This is a genomic window from Candidatus Hamiltonella defensa 5AT (Acyrthosiphon pisum), from assembly GCF_000021705.1.
Taxonomy (GTDB): domain Bacteria; phylum Pseudomonadota; class Gammaproteobacteria; order Enterobacterales; family Enterobacteriaceae; genus Hamiltonella; species Hamiltonella defendens.
On sequence record NC_012751.1, the window covers coordinates 1,180,422 to 1,201,038 of the forward strand.

A 20,617-nucleotide genomic window follows, 5' to 3' on the forward strand; every position below is an offset into this window, starting at 1 on the left:
TCAGTCATTTTGGATCCAAACTAAAACTTTTTATTCGAATTGATATGAGCAAAAACCACGTTATGATCGTCATTCAAAATTTCTTAATTGTAATAAATGTTCAGGTAAAAATAGGCAGGTAACCACATGCTTGATCCCCATATTTTGCGTAAAGAGCCTCATACTGTTGCTGAAAAACTGGCTCGAAGATATTTTTCTCTCAACTTGAGCATGCTATTTGAGCAAGAACAACATCGAAAAATGCTACAGGTCAAAACAGAAGCACTTCAGGCAAAACGAAATTCACTTTCAGCCTCTATCGCCGAAGGAAAAAAGAAAGGCGAAAACATTGATTCCCTTTACATTGAGGTCAATCAACTCAAAATTACATTAGACAGTGCTCAAAAAGAGCTTGAAGAATTACAAAAAAAAATCCGGGCGTTTCAGCTTTCTCTTCCTAATTTACCTGATGATTCGGTACCCGAAGGTAAAAATGAAGAAGATAATCAAGAAATCATGCGATGGGGCCAACCAAAAAAATATTCTTTTCCTGCGCTGGATCATGTCACGCTGGGTGAAAAATTAACAGGGCTTGATTTTGCTTCCGCCGCCCAGCTCGCCGGTAGTCGGTTTGTCGTGATGAAAGGGCCTATAGCCCGCCTGCACAGAGCACTTTCTCAATTTATGCTCGATTTACATACAAAGCAGAATGGCTATACGGAATTTTATGTGCCTTATTTTGTCAATCACGATAGCTTATTGGGCACAGGGCAGCTCCCCAAATTTGGCGAAGATTTATTTCATATAGAACCTCTGGGGTCAGACGATAAAAAGTACGCCTTGATACCGACTGCGGAAGTCCCTCTGACCAATCTGGTACGCCAGCAAATTTTAGAAGAATCCTCATTGCCATTAAAAATGATGGCGCATACACCTTGTTTTCGTTCTGAAGCAGGTTCTTATGGGCGTGATACTCGCGGTTTAATACGAATGCATCAATTCGATAAAGTTGAATTAGTTCAAATTACACGTCCAGAAGATTCAATGAGAGCATTAGAAGAACTGACAGAGCATGCCGAGCAGGTGCTGAAAAAACTGGAATTACCTTATCGAAAAATGTTGCTTTGTACAGGAGATATGGGATTTGGGGCGAAGAAAACCTATGATTTAGAAGTGTGGTTAGAAGGTCAGAAGACGTATCGAGAAATTTCTTCCTGTTCAAATATGGGTGATTTTCAGGCACGTCGAATGCAGACACGCTATAAAACGGCATCAAAAAATTGTTTTGTTCATACCTTAAATGGATCCGGCCTGGCAGTGGGTCGTACTTTGGTCGCAGTGATGGAAAATTATCAACAGGAAAATGGCAGCATTGCAGTGCCACAGGTTTTGCAACCTTATATGGAAGGATTAGAGTATATAAAAAATATCGAAAAATAACTAAAAAGGCTATTCTCAACGAGCTCAAGTCTGTTGAAGCCCAAAAATTGGCAGGCTCCACACTGATGTCATTGACGCCTGGAAGATGTTCGATCCCCTATCAGTCATCAAAGGCTGAAAAATAATCGCATTTTTTGATAAATGATCTAAATTTAAAAAGAAATCAATTTTTTTTAAATAAAAGAGAAAAAATAATGGAATATTATTTACTGATCATTATTAAATTTGCTATCGGTTTTGGTATTGTGATGACTCATATGAATTTAGCGGGTAAAACACAATTATCACAGATGACGCCCATCGATTTTATCGGTAATTTTGCATTCGGCGGGATTATAGGCGGGGTGATTTATAATGAAAAAATCCCAATGCATCAGTATATTATTGTTTTATTGCTCGGTGTTTTGCTTGTTTCTTTTCTTAATTTTATCAGTAAAAAATTTCATTTATTTCGCGCTTTTGCAATAGGAGAGCCCATTCCAATTATAAAAAATGGCCGATTTTTAATAGAAAATATTCGCGAAAAGAAAAATAAAATCGATATCCTCAGAGTCGCTTCCCAATTGCATTCTAAGGGTATTTCTTCATTTAAAGAACTAAAATATGCTCAAATTGAACCTGATGGCCAAATAACCGCCGTTTCTAAAAAAAATGATTTGCCGTCCATTATTATTATACAGGATGGTAAAATTAGAATTGATAAATTAGAGGAAACTGAAAAAAATGACAGTTGGTTATCAGAAAAATTAAAGTTTTGCGATATTTCAGATATAAAAGATGTATTTATTGCTGAATTTTGGAAAGACGAAGTGACTTTTATTATGAATAATGGGGAAATAAAAAAATCTTGAAAAGAGTCTTTTTAAGGAGCATTTTTTAATGCTCCAAATTGAAACAGGTTTTTATATTTTCAATATAATTTATTTTTTTCACCGCTCCGGCAATGTTGATAAAAACAATACCGGATAAGGCTATTTAATTCATTAATATTTGATCAATATTGACGATAGTACTGATTGATTGTGAATTAAATTAATATTAATTTGATACAGCAGAGACAGGCACATTATTAACAGCCATTGTATAAGAAGAAAACGATTTTTCTTGTTGTATATTAGCAGAGTAAGAGATTTCTTCAGATTGAGGAAAACCAGAACTAGCACTAACAAGTGAGTAAGTGTCGGTCGAAGTAGTAGAGCGATTTACTGAAGCAGTAGAATCCAGAGTCTCCTGCTCCAGAGGAGTCAATTTCATATATTTGAGATTATTAGAAACATATTCCAATGTTCTGTTCCACACATTTAATACAGGATTGACTACATTTAAAACCCAGGTTGTTGTTTGTGTATTTTTTGAAACATTTTTTTCTAGAAGTTGAAAACGTTCTTGAAGATTTTTATAATTTTCAAGAGCAGTATTGAGAGAAGTCTGAGTATTTTTTAGGTTATCATCCACATTTTCATTAATCTTTTTTAGAGAGATATTTTTAATATCTTCTATTTGATTTGCATTATTAGTAATAAGTTTTGTATTAGATTCGATACCTTTTTTATTAGTATTTATCTTATTTATATTATTATTAAGTTCTTTATTAGACTTGATACCTTCTTTATTACTATTTATTTCATGTGTATTAATATCTATTTTACTTTCATTATCAGTAATTCTGATTTCTAGCCGAGTAGTTAGAGTTTTTATTCTATTATTTAATGTTTCATCGATTTTTTTGCAATCTTTTTTTATCTCCAAACTTGACGAATCTAATCTTTTTTCTAATGTTGCGATACTTGATTTTATAATTTCACCTGTTCTATTGGATTCGTTTGTATTTAATTGTGTAAATTCTTCTCTTATTTTGATTAAAGAATCATTTAATGTGATTTTTTCTTTATCAAAGTCTTCGAATGTTAATTTATTTTGCAGTTCTGCGGAAATGTTCTTCAATTGCTCTAAAATATTCAATATATTTTGTCTTCTTTTGTTAGTTACTTTAATTGTCATTTCTGCTGCAGAAATTACATTTTCTTTAATATCTTCAATACCGTCAATATATTTAAGATCTGTTCTTGTTGTTAGTTTTGTTGTTGACATTATTTGTTTCCTTTTTTTCAAAATTTTTCTTTATAAAACATTCAGAGAATTTGGTTAATCAATAAATAATGATTAGAAATATCACCTATTAATTTATTTCAACTAACTTAATTAAAATACACATTAACTATAATAATTTGTATTAAAAAATAAAAATTAAAAATTAAAAATTATTAAATAAAATTAAAATAAATTATTTGTAATTCAGATTTGTTTTTTTATTAAAAATAAATTAAATGTTCTCAATTTTTATTAAGGAATTTTTACAACTTTGCTTATTTTTATTGTTTTAAATTTACATCAATATCATTAAAAATGACATTCGAAAAATTTTTTAAAAAATAGTTTTATAATATCTATCCTGGTTACAAAAAGAATGAATTTAAATTTATACTGATAAATAAAACAGACGAAAAATAGGGGGCGTTATTTAGAATAATAATAATCGGAATGATGAAAAATCGTTTTTAATTTTTTTTAATCTCTAAAACCTGGCTTTTTATCCAACCTCCTTGTAATCGAGTGTTTAATTCATCCCCTATTTGCACCTGCTCAATTTTTTTCAGCATAGATCCAGAAGAAAAACACGTTACACTATAACCTCTTGCTAAAGTCGCCAGTGGACTGACCGTTTCCAATCGGCTGGATACCACCGCAAAACGTTGTACATAATGATGTATTTTTCTTTCCATGGCCGCTTTCAGTTGATGAAACTCTTCTTGTATTTGCTTTTGATACTGATAAATCTGGATCTGGGGAGCTCGACGTAATACGTTTTTTTTGAGGTGAGCTTCTTGATGTATTAACCCCTTCAGCTTTGCTTGAATGATTTTTTCCATGCTGATTTTAAAATGTATCAACTGCATTTTTTGTCGCTCTAATTCCAGCTGTGGATGCTGTTGCTCAATACAATGGCTCAGATGCACAAATCGTTGGCGCAGCTTTGAAAAATAGTAATCCATGGCCATTGCCATGCGTTGCTGGTGTGATCCAAGCTTCTGGATGATGTCTCTCCTATCTCTTGTGACCCGCTCAGCTGCAGCAGAAGGCGTGGAAGCACGGAGATCTGCAACCAAATCGGCAATACTCACATCTGTTTCATGCCCAATCGCACTGACAATCGGGAGGTCGCTATCAAAAATGGCGCGAGCCACTCTCTCATCATTAAAACAGGATAAATCTTCAAGAGAACCGCCCCCTCGCGCCAAAATAACCAGATCGCATTCCGCACGCCGATTTGCAATGCTGAGCGCTTTGACAATCTGGGAGGGGGCATATTCCCCCTGCACCTTGGTCGGATAAATCACCACAGGCAAAGAAGGGTCACGGTGTTGTAATACTTTTAAAATGTCGAACAAAGCAGCACCACTGATCGAAGTAATGACCCCCAGCTGCTTCACCGAATCAGGAAGGGGTTTTTTGTATTTTTCTGCAAACAGCCCTTCTGCGGCCAATTTTTTTTTTAACTGTTCAAATTTCTGACGCAGTATCCCTTCACCGGCCGGTTCCATGCTTTCCACAATCAGTTGATATTCTCCTCTGGGCTCATAAAGACTGACACAAGCGCGTACAAGCACCTGCAGTCCATTTTGTACTTTGAAAAAAATATGGCGATTGTTATTACGGAACATAGTGCAGCGCACCTGTGTTCGTTCATCCTTTAACGTAAAATACCAGTGACCCGAAGAAGGTTGAGAAAAATTAGAAATTTCAGCCATCAGCCAAATTTGACCTATGTTTTTTTCCAATATGTCACGAACACGGATATTGAGTTGACTGACTGTCAAAAGATCAGAGAAATGAGAAAGTGGCATAGAATTTCAATTTGAGAAGAGTTTTTAATGAAAAGATATTATCTTGATTGTCATCCACAGACAACCTAAAACCTCCGACGGTACTAGTGAGAAAAATACCGTCAGATAAACTGATTTAAATCGGTGAGCTTATTACATATGCAGGTGCTAAATCTGCCTCCTTTTTTTTTGAATCAGCTAAATGAGAAGCATTGACAAAATTTGATGAAGAAAATTGATTAACATCATCAATCATTAGTGATGCCAGTTGTTGTTCTAACCGCTGCTGACAGGTTAAGTCTGAAAATAAGGAATCATTATAATAATCGTCTTCTTCTAATTTTAATTTTATCCAGGCTTTTAATCCGCCTCCTTCTTTTTCTTTTTTTAATTCTTCATGATAAACTATTTTAATTAATTCATTAAATTGACCACTGTCCTCTAAATTTCTTTGATTGCTTACCGACTTTAGTAAAAGATTTATAAAATTCAGGGTTGTATCTTTAAGATAAGCAATAATGGTGGGTGCCACGCTATAAAGAAAAGATTTTTTTTCATTCAGAGGTTCATTAAAATTTTTTGTGTCAAAAAAACCCGCATCAATAATTTCTGTGAGATTTAGGTATTTATCTTTTTCCATATAAAAAGCGGCAAAATCGCTTGAAGTGTCTCCCTCTTCTGACCGAGAAATATATTCTGATAACCCTTCCATAATAATAGGCCCAAGATCTGTTTTACCTGTCGCGTAAAACGTCAAGGCACGAACAAATGTCGATTTTATCAGACTCAGCGTGTTTATTTTTTTAGAATAACATTTGTCCAGATTCACATACATGTTACTGATGTAACTTTCTTTTAATGATGGATCTGTAAACGCATAAAATTGATTCGGATCAACATCATTTTTTATCGAAAATTGAGCATAATTATCGTCTTCCTGAAAAACAAATAATTTAAAATTCACTTGATGTTCATCGCTTGTAACAGGAATAAAATTTTTTAAGCAAAATTTTTGATCAAAAATATCTAAAGCACGTTTTAAGCTTGCATAAATTTTATCTTCAGTAAAATGTTCGCTACCATTTGAAAATGCCGTTTCTGAAAAAACATCAATATTAAAAACTAACCTGGGATTAAAATGAATCGATATTTTTTTTTGAAAAGTTAAATCTGTTTTTTCGTTATTTTTTGATGAGAGTTTGAATTCTCCACCTTTTGGTAAATAAACCTGGGATTGTATGTATATCTCTTTAATATTTTGCATGCTCATGGTTTTATGCAAAAACATGTCAATTGCTGTTTCATATAAACGATGACATTTTTCACGAGTGAGTCCGTTTTCTAAATTATCTTCGATAAATTTTTTAAGTGCTTCTGGAGTTGCCATATTTTTCAATAAAGTTTCATTTTCTTTAAGAAAATCTTGAATATTTGAAAAATATACCGCTCGCGTTTTATCCTGTTTTTGAAAAGTTTCACATCTTTCATTTAATGACTTTAATAGTTCAGTAATGTTATTTTTTTCATCATCACTGGTAGAGATACGATCTATATCGTAATCTACTATACGAAGAAAATAATTTTTTACTTGATTAATGCAATTTTGTTTATATAAAAAATCGCTAAAAAATTTTAAATCTATCGTGTCATTTGTAGATGAAGTTTTTATATGGCTGCCTGTTTTATGATAGGTGAGCTCTAAATCTTCATTTTTCTCTTTAATCCATGAAATATTTTCTATTGTTTTTTGCATTATTTATTTCTCCAAAGAATTTTTGTTAATAAATAATCAGCTTCTGATTATACTTTTATAAAAGCATAAACTATCATAGTATCAAAAAAGGTTTTTTACCAAAAATCAGAATCATTTTCGTTTTATTTAAAAAAACAGAGATAATTTTTTATAAAAATAATGCGGGATAAATTGATTTAACCTAGGGCTGTCTGTTTGAATAAAGCTCACTTGGGTACTGTTTTTGTGGATAATATGAACTATGATTTTTAGTAGATATTCGCTCTTCAGAATAGAAACCAGCCCACACTTGTTTTAATAAGTTTGGTTGATTATCTAAGGATCTTTTTTGCCGATTTGAATTCACTTCTAATTTTGAGTCAACCCATTTTTGAAATCCATTATTATTATTTTCTTCTTCCTTATAAATATTTTTCATCATTTGATTAAAGTAGTGTCCGGATGTAGAATTTTTTTTATCGTATTTGATAGCATCAAATAAATTTTCAATAAAATATAAGTTTTTTTCCTCAAAATAAGCAATAAGGGCCGCGCCTATTGTGTAAGAATTAAGCTGGTTTTCCTTAAAATATTCAGGATTCATAATATTTTTTAGACTTAAATCTTTCGGCACTTTTCCTTTTACAGAGTGGATAAAAGAAGAGACAAAATCAGTCGATGTCTTTCTTTCTGATAATCCAGCAATATACATGGCTATGCCCTCTAAAAAAACATTTTTAATACCCATTTTACCAGTAGCATAAAAAGTCAAAGCGTGGACAAATTCGTGCTTTATAGTTGATAAACTATCGTTTAAAGTTTTCTCTGTATTGACATACATATTAGAAATATAGTTCAGCTCAGCTCCTTGTGCAAAACCAACGTGATTGGTAAAGCCGTTCTTTTCATGTCTATTAAAAAATTCTTTGTATTTTTGAGCATCTTCGAAAAGAAACAATCTGAAATTAGCCTGATTAGCATCGCCTTTAAAAGGTATATTATCTGTTTTTAAACCAAAGGTTTTATAAAAAAGAATTAAAACATCTGTTAAAGATTTACGAATTTCGTTTTCATTCGGCAAATCATCAGAATATATTTCTTTTCCTGAAAAAATATCAATATTAAAAACCAGCTTAGAATTAAAATGAATCGATATTTTTTTTTGAAATTTCAAACCTGTTTTTGTTTCATAAATATAGGGTTGTATTTTTTCATCCTGTTTTTTTAGTAATTTTTTAAATTCTGTATTTGTTGGCTCAGAAATAAGTCCCTTACTATATATATTTATAATATCTTTAATACTCATGCTTGTATGAACGAGATTTTTAGAGATTTCTTTATATAACATATTATACTGTTCTTGATTTATGGTTTTTGAAAGAGATTTATTTAAAAAATTATTAATTTTTTCTTTTTTTTGATCCGAGCTATTCATTTTTTCGAGTTCTTCTGTTATTTTTTTTGAAATGTAAGCCATTTCTTTTAAAAGATTTTTATTTTGTGGGATATTTTTTTTAAAAAAATCAGTTATATTTTTATCAGAATAAGTAAATTTTTCAATTAAATCTTTTGAATCAAGACGTTTACTGGAAAAAATGTAATTTATATGATGAATATAAGTACTAATAAGCAAATTAAGTTCTCGTTTTTTAATTAAAAATTTATATAAACCATCTGAATCAAAAATAAATTTTTTATTTAATGTATCATTGTTATTTTTTTGAACATTTTCACTTTTATATGAAGAGATTTTTATATTATTAGTTGTTATATATTTGTCGGTTTTTCTTATATCAAAATTACTATCAGTATTTGATTGATTATTTTTTGATATTAAATTTTTTAACTCATCTTCTGTAAAAAGAGATTGTGTATTATCCAGTTTATTTATTGATTTTGAGTAATTTATTATATATTTAATATCAAAGCTTTCTTTTCCTAATGCTACTTGTCCCATTTTTTCAGAAATATCTTTATATAAATAATCATATTGCTCTATTGTAATATCTCCATTAAACATTTTTTTACGAATCAACTCATAAAAAGCATGATCGTTTGTGATCAATAAACGATTATATTTATCATCCGAATTGCTTGCTGAATTTTTCATTCCATTTTTTTTAAAAAATTTTTTTATGGCTCTTGTTTTATCTTGAGTTATAGACATAAATTATTTTCCCGTTGTGTTAAATAATAATTTTTCTGAAAAATTTCAGAGATTAATTTTTATGTTGTGATAAATAAATTTTATTTTTAATAAATTTATTAAAAAAATTGAATTTTAATTTATTATAATTATTATTATAAATAATCAAAATTATTATTTATTATTAAAAACAAATTACTTATATTTTTAATTTAATTTTTATTATTTAATTAATATAAAAAATTTCATTTTTTATTAAAAACTCAACACTGATTTACTTTGGGTCATTTCAGCTTTACATCAATACCTTCAAAAATTATACTCGCAAAAATTTTTAACGGAGAGCCTGATGGATACGCGAAGTTGTTACAAAAAAAATACATTGATGATTGATAAACACAAATAAAGCAGGCTGACTCATCCCCCTTGATTTTCTGCCTGCCCCAAAAAAGCGTAGGCAGCACTCCTTTACTTCTGGAGCTCATCGAGTTCTACACACCCAAAATCCAAAATATGTTTTATGCTTTTAAAACCTGTCGGATATTGCAAACAGGTTTTTGAGCACAAACAGATACACGCAAAGTGTAAAAAGCGAGATAAATGATGATCACAATTCTTGATAAAACCTTTGGGCGTCATAAACCCAAAAAATCTTTTTTGATCCAGGAAGAGGCTAAAAACAGCTTAGATTCCACCTTATCTAAACTGAATACGCATTTGCAGGGATTAACAGAGGAAGACGCGCAGGAGCGACTTGAGAAATCAGGCATCAATAATGTCGCGCATGAAAAAGCACCTCATGCGTTGATTCAGTTGGTTTATGCCTTTAATAATCCTTTTATTTTTGTGTTAATCGTTTTGGGCGCGATCAGTTTTTTTACAGATTATTGGTTGCCCTTACAAAGATCTGAATCTGCCGATTTAACCGGCGTTTCAATTATCTTTATCATGGTGATGTTGAGCGGCCTGTTGCGTTTTTGGCAGGAGTATCGCACCAATAAAGCCGCCGAAACGTTGAAGTCGATGGTGCGTACCACGGCCACCGTACTGCGGCGATCGGATCTCAATGGGCAAGGCGTGAAACAGGAAGTGTCGATTCAAGAGCTGGTTCCTGGAGATATGATTTATTTGTCAGCAGGAGATATGGTGCCGGCGGATGTTCGTTTAATTCACTCCAGAGATCTTTTTATCAGTCAGGCGATTTTGACCGGTGAAGCCATCCCCATTGAAAAATACGATGCGCTCAGCTGTATCACTCAAAAATCGAATGCCGTGAATACGGATAATGAAAACCAGCTCTTGGAATTATCTAATATCTGTTTAATGGGCACCAATGTGGCGAGTGGGACGGCCACCGCCGTCGTAGTGGCCACAGGAGATAAAACCTATTTTGGATCTTTGGCAAAATCGATTGTGGGGACAAGAGCTCAAACAGCCTTTGATAAAGGGGTCAACAGTGTCAGCTGGCTTTTAATTAAATTTATGTTGGTGATGGTACCCGTGGTGTTATTGATCAACGGTTTCACAAAGGGCGACTGGATGGAAGCCACTTTGTTTGCTTTGGCTGTGGCCGTTGGTCTCACCCCTGAAATGTTGCCTATGATTGTGAGCGCCAATCTGGCTAAAGGGGCAATTGCGATGGCCAGACGCAAGGTGGTCGTCAAACGTTTGAATGCCATTCAAAATTTTGGGGCGATGGATGTGCTTTGTACTGATAAAACAGGCACTTTGACGCAAGATCGGATTATTTTAGAACATCATTTAAATGTAAGGGGAAATAAAGACAGTAGGGTATTACAGCTGGCTTGGCTGAACAGTTTTCATCAAAGCGGTATGAAGAATTTAATGGATCAAGCGATTATTAAATTTAGCCGAGCAAAACCTGAAATTGATTTGGTTCGGGGTCATCTCAAAATAGATGAGTTACCTTTTGATTTTATTCGTCGACGTTTATCTATTGTGGTGCAGGATGAGGATCAAAAACAAAAATTGATCTGTAAAGGTGCCGTTGAGGAAATGTTGTTCATCGTGACACACATACGCGATGGGGATACAGTTTATCCATTAGATGAAGCGAGACGAAACGCATTGTTAGCGTTAGCCAATGAATATAACCAGGATGGTTTTCGCGTGTTGATGTTGGCGACTCGTGCATTAGGAGCAGAAGGGGTGAATTTACCTTTGAGCGAAGCCGATGAAAGAGATTTGATTGTGGAGGGGTTGTTAACCTTTCTTGATCCTCCCAAAGAAAGTGCACAGGCCGCTATTGCCACACTCTGTGAACACGGAGTGTCGGTCAAAGTGTTGACCGGAGATAACCCCATTATTACCAGTAAAATTTGTCGTGACGTGGGGTTAGATCCCGGAGAGCCTTTAAGTGGCGTTGAAATTGAGCAAATGGAAGATGAAGAATTATCGAAGCAGGTGGAGGCACGCACTGTTTTCTGCAAATTAACGCCATTGCAAAAATCACGAGTGCTGAAAATGCTTCAATCGAACGGGCATACTGTGGGTTTTCTGGGGGATGGGATCAATGACGCGCCTGCGTTACGTGATGCCGACGTGGGAATTTCTGTTGATAGTGGCACTGATATTGCAAAAGAATCCGCCGATATTATTTTGTTAGAAAAAAATTTAATGGTGTTGGAAGAGGGCGTCATTAAAGGGCGGGAGACATTTGGGAATATCATCAAATATTTGAATATGACGGCCAGTTCCAATTTTGGGAATGTGTTTTCCGTTTTAATCGCAAGTGCATTTATTCCTTTTTTGCCGATGTTAGCCATTCATCTTTTATTACAAAATCTGATGTATGACATTTCTCAACTTTCTTTGCCTTGGGACAAAATGGATAAAGAATTTGTGCGTAAACCTCGTCAATGGGATGCCAAAAATATTAAGCGTTTTATGATCTGGATCGGACCTACCTCATCCATATTTGATATCACAACTTACGCTTTAATGTGGTTTATTTTTGCCGCGAATACGGTTGAACATCAAGCTTTGTTTCAATCAGGTTGGTTTATTGAAGGCCTTCTTTCGCAAACCTTGGTGGTGCATATGTTGAGGACCCAAAAAATTCCTTTTATTCAAAGTACTGCTGCGTTGCCGGTATTATTGACGACAGGATTGGTGATGGCCATAGGGATTTATATTCCTTTTTCCCCGTTGGGAACATTGGTAGGTTTACAACCTTTACCATGGCAATATTTTCCTTGGTTAGCAGCAACATTAATCAGCTATTGCGTGCTGGCTCAGTTGATGAAGCGTTATTATATTCGACGTTTTGGTGAATGGCTTTGATCATCGATTTTTGATGACTCTGGGTGCCATTATTTAAAAAAATAAAATGAGATAATGGCGCCATTGCCTTCAAGGGGTGAAATAAAAAAGTTGCTTTATAGAACTTTTTATGATTCAATGTGCGCCGGCCTGTGGTACAGACCTATTTATGCACGACATCTTGAGTAAAGTAGTTCATTTTAAGCGTTATCCTCGATAGCTCTTCACTGACAATTTCCTTCATAGTGCCCCCATAAGTAACGACTGATAACTGGCTTTAGCACGCCCATTGGTGGCAATATTTTTTATATACAGGAAATACAAGATGTCTTCTCAAAAACAAAAAGGTTCAGTAAAGTGGTTTAACGAGTCTAAAGGCTTCGGCTTTATTACTCCTGCTGACGGCAGCAAAGATGTGTTTGTGCATTTTTCAGCTATTGACAGTTCAGGGTTTAAGACTTTAGGTGAAGGTCAAATGGTCGAATTTAGTATTGAAAATGGCGCTAAAGGTCCATCTGCTGCAAATGTTTCAGTGATCAGCTAGTTTTATTACACCTTAGGATGAGGATTAACCTCATCCTTTTTTTTATCCTTTCTCTTTAAGTTCAGTTTTTTTCATTTCTCAGATTGATTTTTTATTACTGCTGCCATGGTTTTTGCCGCTTCTTTCCAGCCTTTCGCCAATGTAAACACCAAGGCATCGTATCCATTGTCTATTTGTTTCAGTTCAAAATAAAACGGCTGTTTCGTCATTTGATCATGATGTTGTATTAACCAGACGCCAGAAATGATCACACTGCCATCGTAACGCCCCTGAAAGGCGTCTACTCTGACACTCAGTGTCCATTGATCTGTATTGATCGATTGGCTTGACAAAAACCAGTCGGGCAGAGAATGGCTTAAATTTATGAGTAACGCTTGCTGCAATTGCTGATCCAATGGGCTCGCCCATAGATGATGTTGGGCAGTGACGTAGCGGACACCATTAGTTTGATAGGCCAAGCCAGAGCTGGCTAAATAATCAGAAAGCTGTACAGGCTTGATCCAGAGCGTTTTCCCCGTTTGAGTATATTCGGTCGAAAGCGGCTCTTTCAACAAAGGCAGAGGTAGTTGATAGTAAATTATTTTTTGTAAGTCTGTTTTATCACTACAGGCGTTGAGTAAAAAAATAAAAATAAAAAGCGTCAGTTTTATTTTTTTCATTATTTTTTTGCCTTCATGGGTTGAGGATCTTGAGAAGGGGGCGCCTGAAATATCAGGGCATTACTTTTCGTATTCAGAGTACGTAATAGAGGTTGTAATTCACGTAAAATGTCGTTTAATCCCTGCAAATTTCCCATCATTTTATGGTAGCCCTGAGAACCTGGTTCAAATCCTTTGATGCTTTCACTGAGCTGATGAAGCGTCTTTTGAAAAGTCTCAGGCAAGTTTTTCATGCCTTTGCTGCCCATTATTTCATTCAATAGCGTCAATGTTTTTTGCATTTTTTGCATGGTTTTTTGACTTTCAACCAATGTTTGGGTGAATTGATTGAGCGCAGGCTCCATGGCGAGCTGATTTATTTTATCCAGGATATCATTCACTTTTTGTTGTATTTGGGTTGTACCACCACTGACAGTGGGCAATAAAGGATAACCTTCTAAACTTTGAAACTCTTTCCAAGGTTTGGCATTTGGATAAAAATCCAGATCCACAAATAAGGCGCCCGTGATTAAATTGCCTGATTTCAGGGCAGCGCGAAGCCCATTTTGTTCTGCTTCTTTTAACATTTTTAAATTAATGTCTTTGCCTAAACCACTTTTAAAACGTGCTGGCTCAATTTTAATGAGGACCGGAATATGAAAGTCATGATCAAATGGTTGGGGTTGTGGCGCTTCTTTGAAAAAAAATGGGGCTTCAGAAACGGTTCCCACTCGAACACCGCGAAATTCGACCGGTGCACCTGATTGCAATCCTCGAATGGAATCAGGGAAAAACAGTAAAAAATCCTTGTGTTCTGCGTAAAGTGAATTTTGGATGCTGGCTTTACTATCAAATAATTGAAATTGGGTTTTATTGTTTACAGGTTCACCTAATTCGAGACCTTTTGGTACGTCAAAACTCACGCCTCCGCCAAACAAAGTGAGTAAAGAAGAAATTTCAACACGCATCCCCTGTGATGAGAGGTCAAGCGCAATCCCGCTATCTTGCCAAAAACGGACGTTTGTGGTCACCAGACTGTCATAAGGGGAGTTAATAAATAATTGGTAGTTCATCAAACGGGAAGCCACATCAAAATGACTGGTTTCTACAGAACCCACCCGGTAACCACGAAAAAGAACAGGATCTCCAGGGTTAATCTGGCGATCTTGATCGTTGTATAACAAAATTCTAATGCCTTTTGCATCAGGGGAAGCCAGAGGCGGCGCGGTCAATAATTCAAATTTCTTGGGAGGCGCGCCTTTGATGCCAGGTCGGAGCTCAACATAAGCCCCAGAGAGTAATGTACTCAATCCAGACACCCCAGCCCGGCCGATTTCAGGTTTAATGACCCAAAATACGGAGTCTTTACGAAGCAAATTTTCCATACCCTTATAGAGGCGCGCTTTAATGATGACATGGTTTAAATCACGGCTAAGAACGACTTTTTCCACCATGCCTACATCCACGTTTCGGCTTTTTATTTTAGTTTTACCGGCTTGAATCCCTTCTGCGTTGTAAGTGACTAAGCTCACTTCCTGGCCCAGATGACTGAAGTGATAAAATAATATCCAGGCGCCTATGAGTATTGTGACAATAGGGATGATCCAAACAGGAGACCAGCGTCTGATTTTTTCTATTTCGGCGTCTTTTAAAAAGGAGTTTGGATTTAAATCATTCACTTTACTTTTCCTTTACTTGATTTGCTTGCGCTATCCCAAATCAGTCTTGGATCAAAGCTGGATGCCGCCAGCATGCTTAATATGACCATCAAAGCAAACAATAAAGCCCCAATATCAGGATAGATACTGGCGAATTGATTGATGCGTACTAATGTCGATAAAAGCAAAATGACAAAAATATCGATCATGGACCAACGACCTATAAATTCGATGACGCCGTAAATAAAATGCATGCGAATGGCGTCTATGTTCCCTTTTCTAATGCCCCAGCAGAGCCAGGTTGTCCCGAGCATTTTTAACAATGGGACCAGAATACTGGCAATAAAAACGATGATTGCAATAGGATAAGAGCCTTCACTCCAGAGCAAAATAATGCCAGATAAAAGAGTGGCAGGTATTTTATCTCCGAATGTTTCGGTGATCATCATAGGCATAAAATTTGCGGGAATATACAACAGAAACGAGCTAAAAAGCAGTGCCATAGTCCATTGTAGACTGTAAGGGCGCCGAGCATGAGCATAAGTATGGCAACGCGAACATTTTTTTTCATGCAAGATGACAATGGCCGTGCAGGTTGGGCAGGAATACAGGCCTTGACTTAAACCGGTTTGGCCTAGAATGAATGATTTTTTGAGTGGTGGGGTAACGCCGATATATTGCCATAGTATTCGACGATCGATGCATTGAAATGCTCTGACTTGCGAGAAAGCAAAAAAACAGTAAGCCGTAAAACTACACCCAATATGAATATCACTATAGGTCATGAGTTTCACAAAACTAACCAAAACGCCCGCGAGAAATATTTCTGCCATGCACCAGGTTTTTAATTTCAAGATGCTTTTCGCCAGAAAAATTTTCAATCCAACAGGAATGGGAATGGGCATAAAGAGCAAAATAATACCCGTCATACAAAAAGCAGGGAGAAATTGTACCAACACGATAAACAATATCGCCATACTGGCATATTGATCTTCTAGCATTACTGTTGGGATTTGAATTAAATCAATGTTTTTTTCAATACCCGCTACATTCATAATCAACAATGAAAAAAGCTGAGCTAAAAAAAGCATCCATAATGAACACAGTGCGTAAAGTAAGGGCTGTTTTCGAGGTTCTTCCCAATAAGAAGTCAGCGTTTTTTTGCAACGAGGGCAGACCGCTTTTTTGCCGTAAGTTAAAGGAGGGATCTGCAATAATGTGTCGCAATAAGGACACAACATAAGAGCGTTTCTTTGAACTTCTTGATGATGCTGCTGAATGGTATTAGACAAAACGAGTCTCCTAAAGTGGATTACTCCTTTCTATCAGTCATATAAGTGAATTTTATAATCCATTATGATGATCATAGCATAATCAAGAATAGGCAATATTTTAAATAAAAATTTTTTAAAAAACAAAAGGATAAGAAATTTTTAGGTTAAAAAATAGACAACAAAAAACCATAAAATTCCACAAAAGACGATATTTTAAGTGTGATTTTACAATCACTTGATTTTTATTATGACCTGTGATTTTGCTTAAAATCAGGACATTCAGTGCTTTTTTCACTCTTTCATTTTCCAGTCACTTTCCTTTCTTAAACTTCCTTCCAGCCGGACGCCGTCATCATATAAGCACTTAAGGCCCGGCGGTCATTGAAAATGATATTTGACCCCGATTGTACCTCGGGTGTCCGTGTACTCTTTTGTCCCGATTTGCTGAGCCACATGGCCCCATAGATGTAAACGCGCACTGAGTTTTGCGTCCACGCCCATTTTGAATTCCCCAAGGTGACGCGCCCCTTGAATCTCATACGTTCTGTCGTCCATCCTGATGGCCGTCGGCTTGGGTTGATAAATCCAGTTCGCTTCAATAAAAGGTTCAAACTCCCGTTGTTTTCCTTCATCCTGCGCGCTGTGCCCCAGCAAATGCGCACGTAAACCCAGTCGACTCTGCAGGTAATTCCCTTGACCCGTCACCCGGGTGCCGTTCTGGTCAGTGTGGTTCTCCGGCTTGACGTCCATCCAGGTGAGCTGCGCTTTGGGCTGAACCCAAAAACTATGCAATATTTGCGAGCGGGAAACATATTCCCCTACCTTCAACAGATATCCCCCCTCCACAGACGCGGTCACCCCCCGGCTTTTGTAAGACTCTGTCGGCCTCTCCTGACCCGTCACGTCATTCTTGAGCCAGTGATACAGTGCCCAGGTATCCAGGTAAAAACCCGAAGGCGCTTTGGGGTTTTGATATAGCTAAACGACATAAGAATAGTTACATAATATGTTCTGAAAACAAGGTATTGATGTCGCATTGAAGTTCTCTTCTTTTTCTTTTAGCTTGAGCCCATGTGTGCTCAATAGGGTTGAACTCGGGCGAATAAGGAGGCAAATATTCAATAGAATGACCGGCGTTGAGAATGGCGTGTTGAATATCTTTTCGCTTGTGGAAAGAAGCGTTATCCATCATCATCACGCACGGATGAGGAAGAGCGGGTAGGAGCAGCTGAGTGACCCAGGCATAAAAAACATCGCTGTTAATGGAGCAGTTAAAGAGGCCCACCGCGATGAGAGTGACCCCTAATAAGGCACCAATGACGTTAGTGCGGCCCTTAGCCTGCCAATCGTGAGTCCCAAAACAGCGTTGACCTCGTGTAGCGTATCCGTAGAGGCGGGGCATATCGTGAGCAAAGCCGCTCTCATCGAGATAAACCAGAGATTTACCCTGCTTTTGATACCCCGCGATTTTTTCCTGGAACCCCTGTCGTGCCTCTTCGTTTGCCTTGGGATGACGCAGAGTTTTTTTTATAGGTCAGACCCCATCTTTTCAATGCTTGCCAGATGGCTTTGGGGCACACCCCGAAACGGGCCGCCCGTTCCCGTTGATAGCTATCTGGATACTCTGCCACATCTTTGATAAACGCCTCTTTATCCATCTTGCCTCGACGCGGACCCGAGGGTTTCGGTTCTATTCGCTTGAGCCAACGCCTGAGAGTATCTGTACCTACGTGAAAACGCTTCGCCGTTGCTCTGATGCTCAGTCCTTCTTTCTCTCGAATACTCAGGACTTTTTGACGAAAATCCACTGAATAACTCATAGTGACCTCATGCTAATTAGTTCTTTATATTGTAACTAAAATTAAATCGCTTAGCTATAAGAAATAGGGGCAAGGCAAAACTGAAATGGGTTGAATAAAGTGAATCTCCGTTATTAAAATGTCGTAAGCAAGTAAAACACGAAATCAGATGTGACGTGTTATGGGGAAGTTTAACGACAGTTAGAAACGGGTAAAGAAGAGTGTTCGTTCTTTACGACGGATCCCGTTCCCCGGCATAGAGGAGGCAGCCCACTCAATGTATCTTCATGGTGTGAAACACGGTAACCCCATTAATCTTTTAGTGTTGATGTAAATACTAAGAGACAGTGGGCATAAGACGTTCCAAAAAGCGAAGGCAATCAGCCGAAAGGCAACTGGAAATCATAACAGGATTGATAGAGGTAATTACTTTACTCTGAAAAGAGGCTGACGTGGAACGGGTGACTTACCCATATAATCCTTTACCAAGGTTATGAATTGATTTAGAAGAGTTAGATGCCTATGGCAAACGTAATAAATCAAAACTATGAACAACAACTGGAATGGCATGCTATTAACTGGCGTGTTGTGACAGCCATGATTAATAATCTAAGGCAAAGAATATATAGGGCTTCAGCAACAGGTGACTTAAAGAAAGTCAGAAATCTGCAAAAACTCATGATGAAATCAAGAGCTAACCATCTTCTGGCTATCAGGAAAGTCACTCAGGTCAATCGGGGAAAACACACGGCTGGAGTAGATAATCAGGTAATTAATGACCATAAAGGACGAGAACATCTTTATAAGTTATTAAGCCAAACAACTTCAGAAAAGGTTTATCCAGTAAAACGAGTTTACATAGCAAAAAAGAATGGAAAAAAACGCCCTCTTGGGATCCCAACCATTCTCGACCGCTGTAGACAAGCGATAGTTAAATCGGCGCTGGAACCTTATTGGGAAGCAAAATTTGAACCAGTCAGCTACGGATTTAGACCGGGGCGAAGTGCCCATGACGCAATACAAAAAATTTTCTGTATTGCCAGAGCACGAGGGACACGGCACTGGGTACTAGATGCAGATATTAAAGGCGCATTTGACAACATTGACCATAATTTTCTCATAAAAAAAATCGGGGGATTCCCCGAAAGAAACATGATTAAACAATGGTTACAAGCCGGTGTGCTGGAACATGGCAACTATATACCCAATGTTGCAGGTACTCCGCAAGGCGGGATTATCAGTCCACTACTGGCCAATATTGCACTCCACGGAATGGAGACCTTACTGGGTATTCAATACTGGAAAAACGGCACGCCAAAACAAGGGCAACCTTATGCAGTAGTTCGTTATGCGGATGATTTTGTCGTATTCGGTAAATCCCGTGAAGAGTGCGAAACTGCCAAAATAAAGTTGCAAATTTGGTTAGCTCAGAGAGGGTTAGCTCTTTCTGAAGAAAAAACCAGTATCAAACACTTGAAGGAAGGATTCGACTTCCTGGGATTTAATATACGACATTATGACAATCGCCACAGAAAACGGGGATATATATTGTTAACGAAGCCCTCAAAGGAGTCGATGAAAAGGTACAAACAGCAAATGAGAATGACCTGGAAAGGTATTATCGGTATGCCGACACAAGAAGGAATAAGACAACTGAATGCCAAGATAATAGGATGGTGTAATTACTATCGTATTGGTGCTTCAAAAAGAACATTCAGTGCATTAGACCAATGGATGTGGATCCGCCAACGTAGATATTTGTATCGACGTCATCCCAATAAACACTGGTGGTGGCGAAGAAAACACTACTTAGGCAAGATACCAGGTAGAGAAGACTATTCAGTATTTATGGATAAATCAACCGGTGGATTTCTTTGGAAGCATGCATGGACAAAAATACAGCGTCATTGGCTAGTTCCAAAAAATGCTTCCCCCGACAATCCGGAGCAGACGATAGCCTGAAAATCATTCAGACCGGAGGCGGTGATGCGAAATTCACCCTGGCTAATCGGGGTGGAGTGGTGGATGTCGGAACATATCAATATTACCTGGTACCCGATGACCGCAGTCAGGTGCCGGATGACACTAATCGCGTGTTGGATGACAGAGAGCGAGTCTGGTCACTGGTGTCTCATCAACCTCAACCCTCCGTAAAACCACAGCCGGAGTCAGAAATTAATCCAAAAAACCCGGGTTACTCCCTCAATATCTTCTAAAGTTGGAACCGAAATACCAGAATCT

Annotated in this window: 15 protein-coding genes and 1 pseudogene; 6 read left to right on the forward strand and 10 right to left on the reverse strand. The window is 36.8% G+C overall.

All coding sequences use genetic code 11. From position 1 onward, the window contains the following. The first annotated feature begins 126 nt into the window (after positions 1-126). Together serS and HDEF_RS05825 are read left to right on the forward strand one after the other, a co-directional pair. On the forward strand, positions 127-1,419 hold the full coding sequence (gene serS / locus HDEF_RS05820) for a serine--tRNA ligase (protein WP_015873722.1): 1,293 nt from the start codon (positions 127-129) through the stop codon (positions 1,417-1,419). Between the two features lie 194 nt (positions 1,420-1,613). After that, positions 1,614-2,270, forward strand: coding sequence for a DUF421 domain-containing protein (locus HDEF_RS05825; protein WP_015873723.1), 657 nt, complete (start codon positions 1,614-1,616; stop codon positions 2,268-2,270). A 187-nt stretch (positions 2,271-2,457) separates the two neighbouring features. Here HDEF_RS05825 and HDEF_RS05830 read toward each other — a convergent pair whose 3' ends face one another. From HDEF_RS05830 to HDEF_RS05845, 4 genes are all read right to left on the reverse strand, one after another. Continuing rightward, on the reverse strand, positions 2,458-3,510 hold the full coding sequence (locus tag HDEF_RS05830; RefSeq protein WP_044612330.1) for a hypothetical protein: 1,053 nt from the start codon (positions 3,508-3,510) through the stop codon (positions 2,458-2,460). A 467-nt stretch (positions 3,511-3,977) separates the two neighbouring features. Then, positions 3,978-5,324 (reverse strand): exodeoxyribonuclease VII large subunit, encoded by a 1,347-nt coding sequence (xseA, locus tag HDEF_RS05835; protein WP_015873725.1) that lies wholly within the window; start codon positions 5,322-5,324, stop codon positions 3,978-3,980. Positions 5,325-5,439: 115 nt separating this feature from the next. After that, positions 5,440-7,056 carry a hypothetical protein gene (locus tag HDEF_RS05840; protein WP_015873726.1) on the reverse strand — a complete coding sequence of 539 codons (1,617 nt, stop codon included), beginning with the start codon at positions 7,054-7,056 and terminating at the stop codon, positions 5,440-5,442. A 181-nt stretch (positions 7,057-7,237) separates the two neighbouring features. After that, complete coding sequence (locus tag HDEF_RS05845; protein ID WP_015873727.1) at positions 7,238-9,202, reverse strand: metallopeptidase; 1,965 nt, start codon at positions 9,200-9,202, stop codon at positions 7,238-7,240. Between the two features lie 585 nt (positions 9,203-9,787). Between HDEF_RS05845 and mgtA the strand changes: the two genes are divergently transcribed. Both mgtA and cspE read left to right on the forward strand, forming a co-directional pair. Next, complete coding sequence (gene mgtA, locus HDEF_RS05850) at positions 9,788-12,484, forward strand: magnesium-translocating P-type ATPase (protein WP_407078900.1); 2,697 nt, start codon at positions 9,788-9,790, stop codon at positions 12,482-12,484. Positions 12,485-12,788: 304 nt separating this feature from the next. Further along, positions 12,789-13,007, forward strand: coding sequence for a transcription antiterminator/RNA stability regulator CspE (gene cspE, locus HDEF_RS05855; protein WP_015873731.1), 219 nt, complete (start codon positions 12,789-12,791; stop codon positions 13,005-13,007). 71 nt (positions 13,008-13,078) lie between these two features. Here the strand turns inward: cspE and pqiC are convergent, their stop codons facing one another. From pqiC to HDEF_RS05885, 6 genes and pseudogenes are all read right to left on the reverse strand, one after another. Beyond that, positions 13,079-13,666 carry a membrane integrity-associated transporter subunit PqiC gene (pqiC, locus tag HDEF_RS05860; protein WP_015873732.1) on the reverse strand — a complete coding sequence of 196 codons (588 nt, stop codon included), beginning with the start codon at positions 13,664-13,666 and terminating at the stop codon, positions 13,079-13,081. Then, entirely contained in the window at positions 13,666-15,324 is a 1,659-nt protein-coding gene (gene pqiB, locus HDEF_RS05865) for an intermembrane transport protein PqiB (protein ID WP_015873733.1), read from the reverse strand. The genes pqiC and pqiB overlap by 1 nt, the downstream gene beginning before the upstream one ends. Further along, positions 15,321-16,595 (reverse strand): membrane integrity-associated transporter subunit PqiA, encoded by a 1,275-nt coding sequence (gene pqiA / locus HDEF_RS05870; RefSeq protein WP_044612331.1) that lies wholly within the window; start codon positions 16,593-16,595, stop codon positions 15,321-15,323. The genes pqiB and pqiA overlap by 4 nt, the downstream gene beginning before the upstream one ends. A 360-nt stretch (positions 16,596-16,955) precedes the next feature. Then, a pseudogene (locus HDEF_RS05875) lies at positions 16,956-17,537 on the reverse strand (autotransporter outer membrane beta-barrel domain-containing protein); the annotation flags it as partial. Positions 17,538-17,574: 37 nt separating this feature from the next. Further along, positions 17,575-18,108 carry an IS630 family transposase gene (locus tag HDEF_RS05880; RefSeq protein ID WP_086934965.1) on the reverse strand — a complete coding sequence of 178 codons (534 nt, stop codon included), beginning with the start codon at positions 18,106-18,108 and terminating at the stop codon, positions 17,575-17,577. Then, positions 18,020-18,397 (reverse strand): IS630 transposase-related protein, encoded by a 378-nt coding sequence (locus HDEF_RS05885; protein WP_012737971.1) that lies wholly within the window; start codon positions 18,395-18,397, stop codon positions 18,020-18,022. The genes HDEF_RS05880 and HDEF_RS05885 overlap by 89 nt, the downstream gene beginning before the upstream one ends. A 495-nt stretch (positions 18,398-18,892) precedes the next feature. Here HDEF_RS05885 and ltrA point away from each other — a divergent pair, with 495 nt between their 5' ends. Then, on the forward strand, positions 18,893-20,338 hold the full coding sequence (gene ltrA / locus HDEF_RS05890) for a group II intron reverse transcriptase/maturase (RefSeq protein ID WP_238526159.1): 1,446 nt from the start codon (positions 18,893-18,895) through the stop codon (positions 20,336-20,338). Next, complete coding sequence (locus HDEF_RS11550; RefSeq protein WP_086934999.1) at positions 20,263-20,592, forward strand: pertactin-like passenger domain-containing protein; 330 nt, start codon at positions 20,263-20,265, stop codon at positions 20,590-20,592. Before ltrA ends, HDEF_RS11550 begins: the two co-directional genes overlap by 76 nt. Positions 20,593-20,617 lie beyond the last annotated feature (25 nt).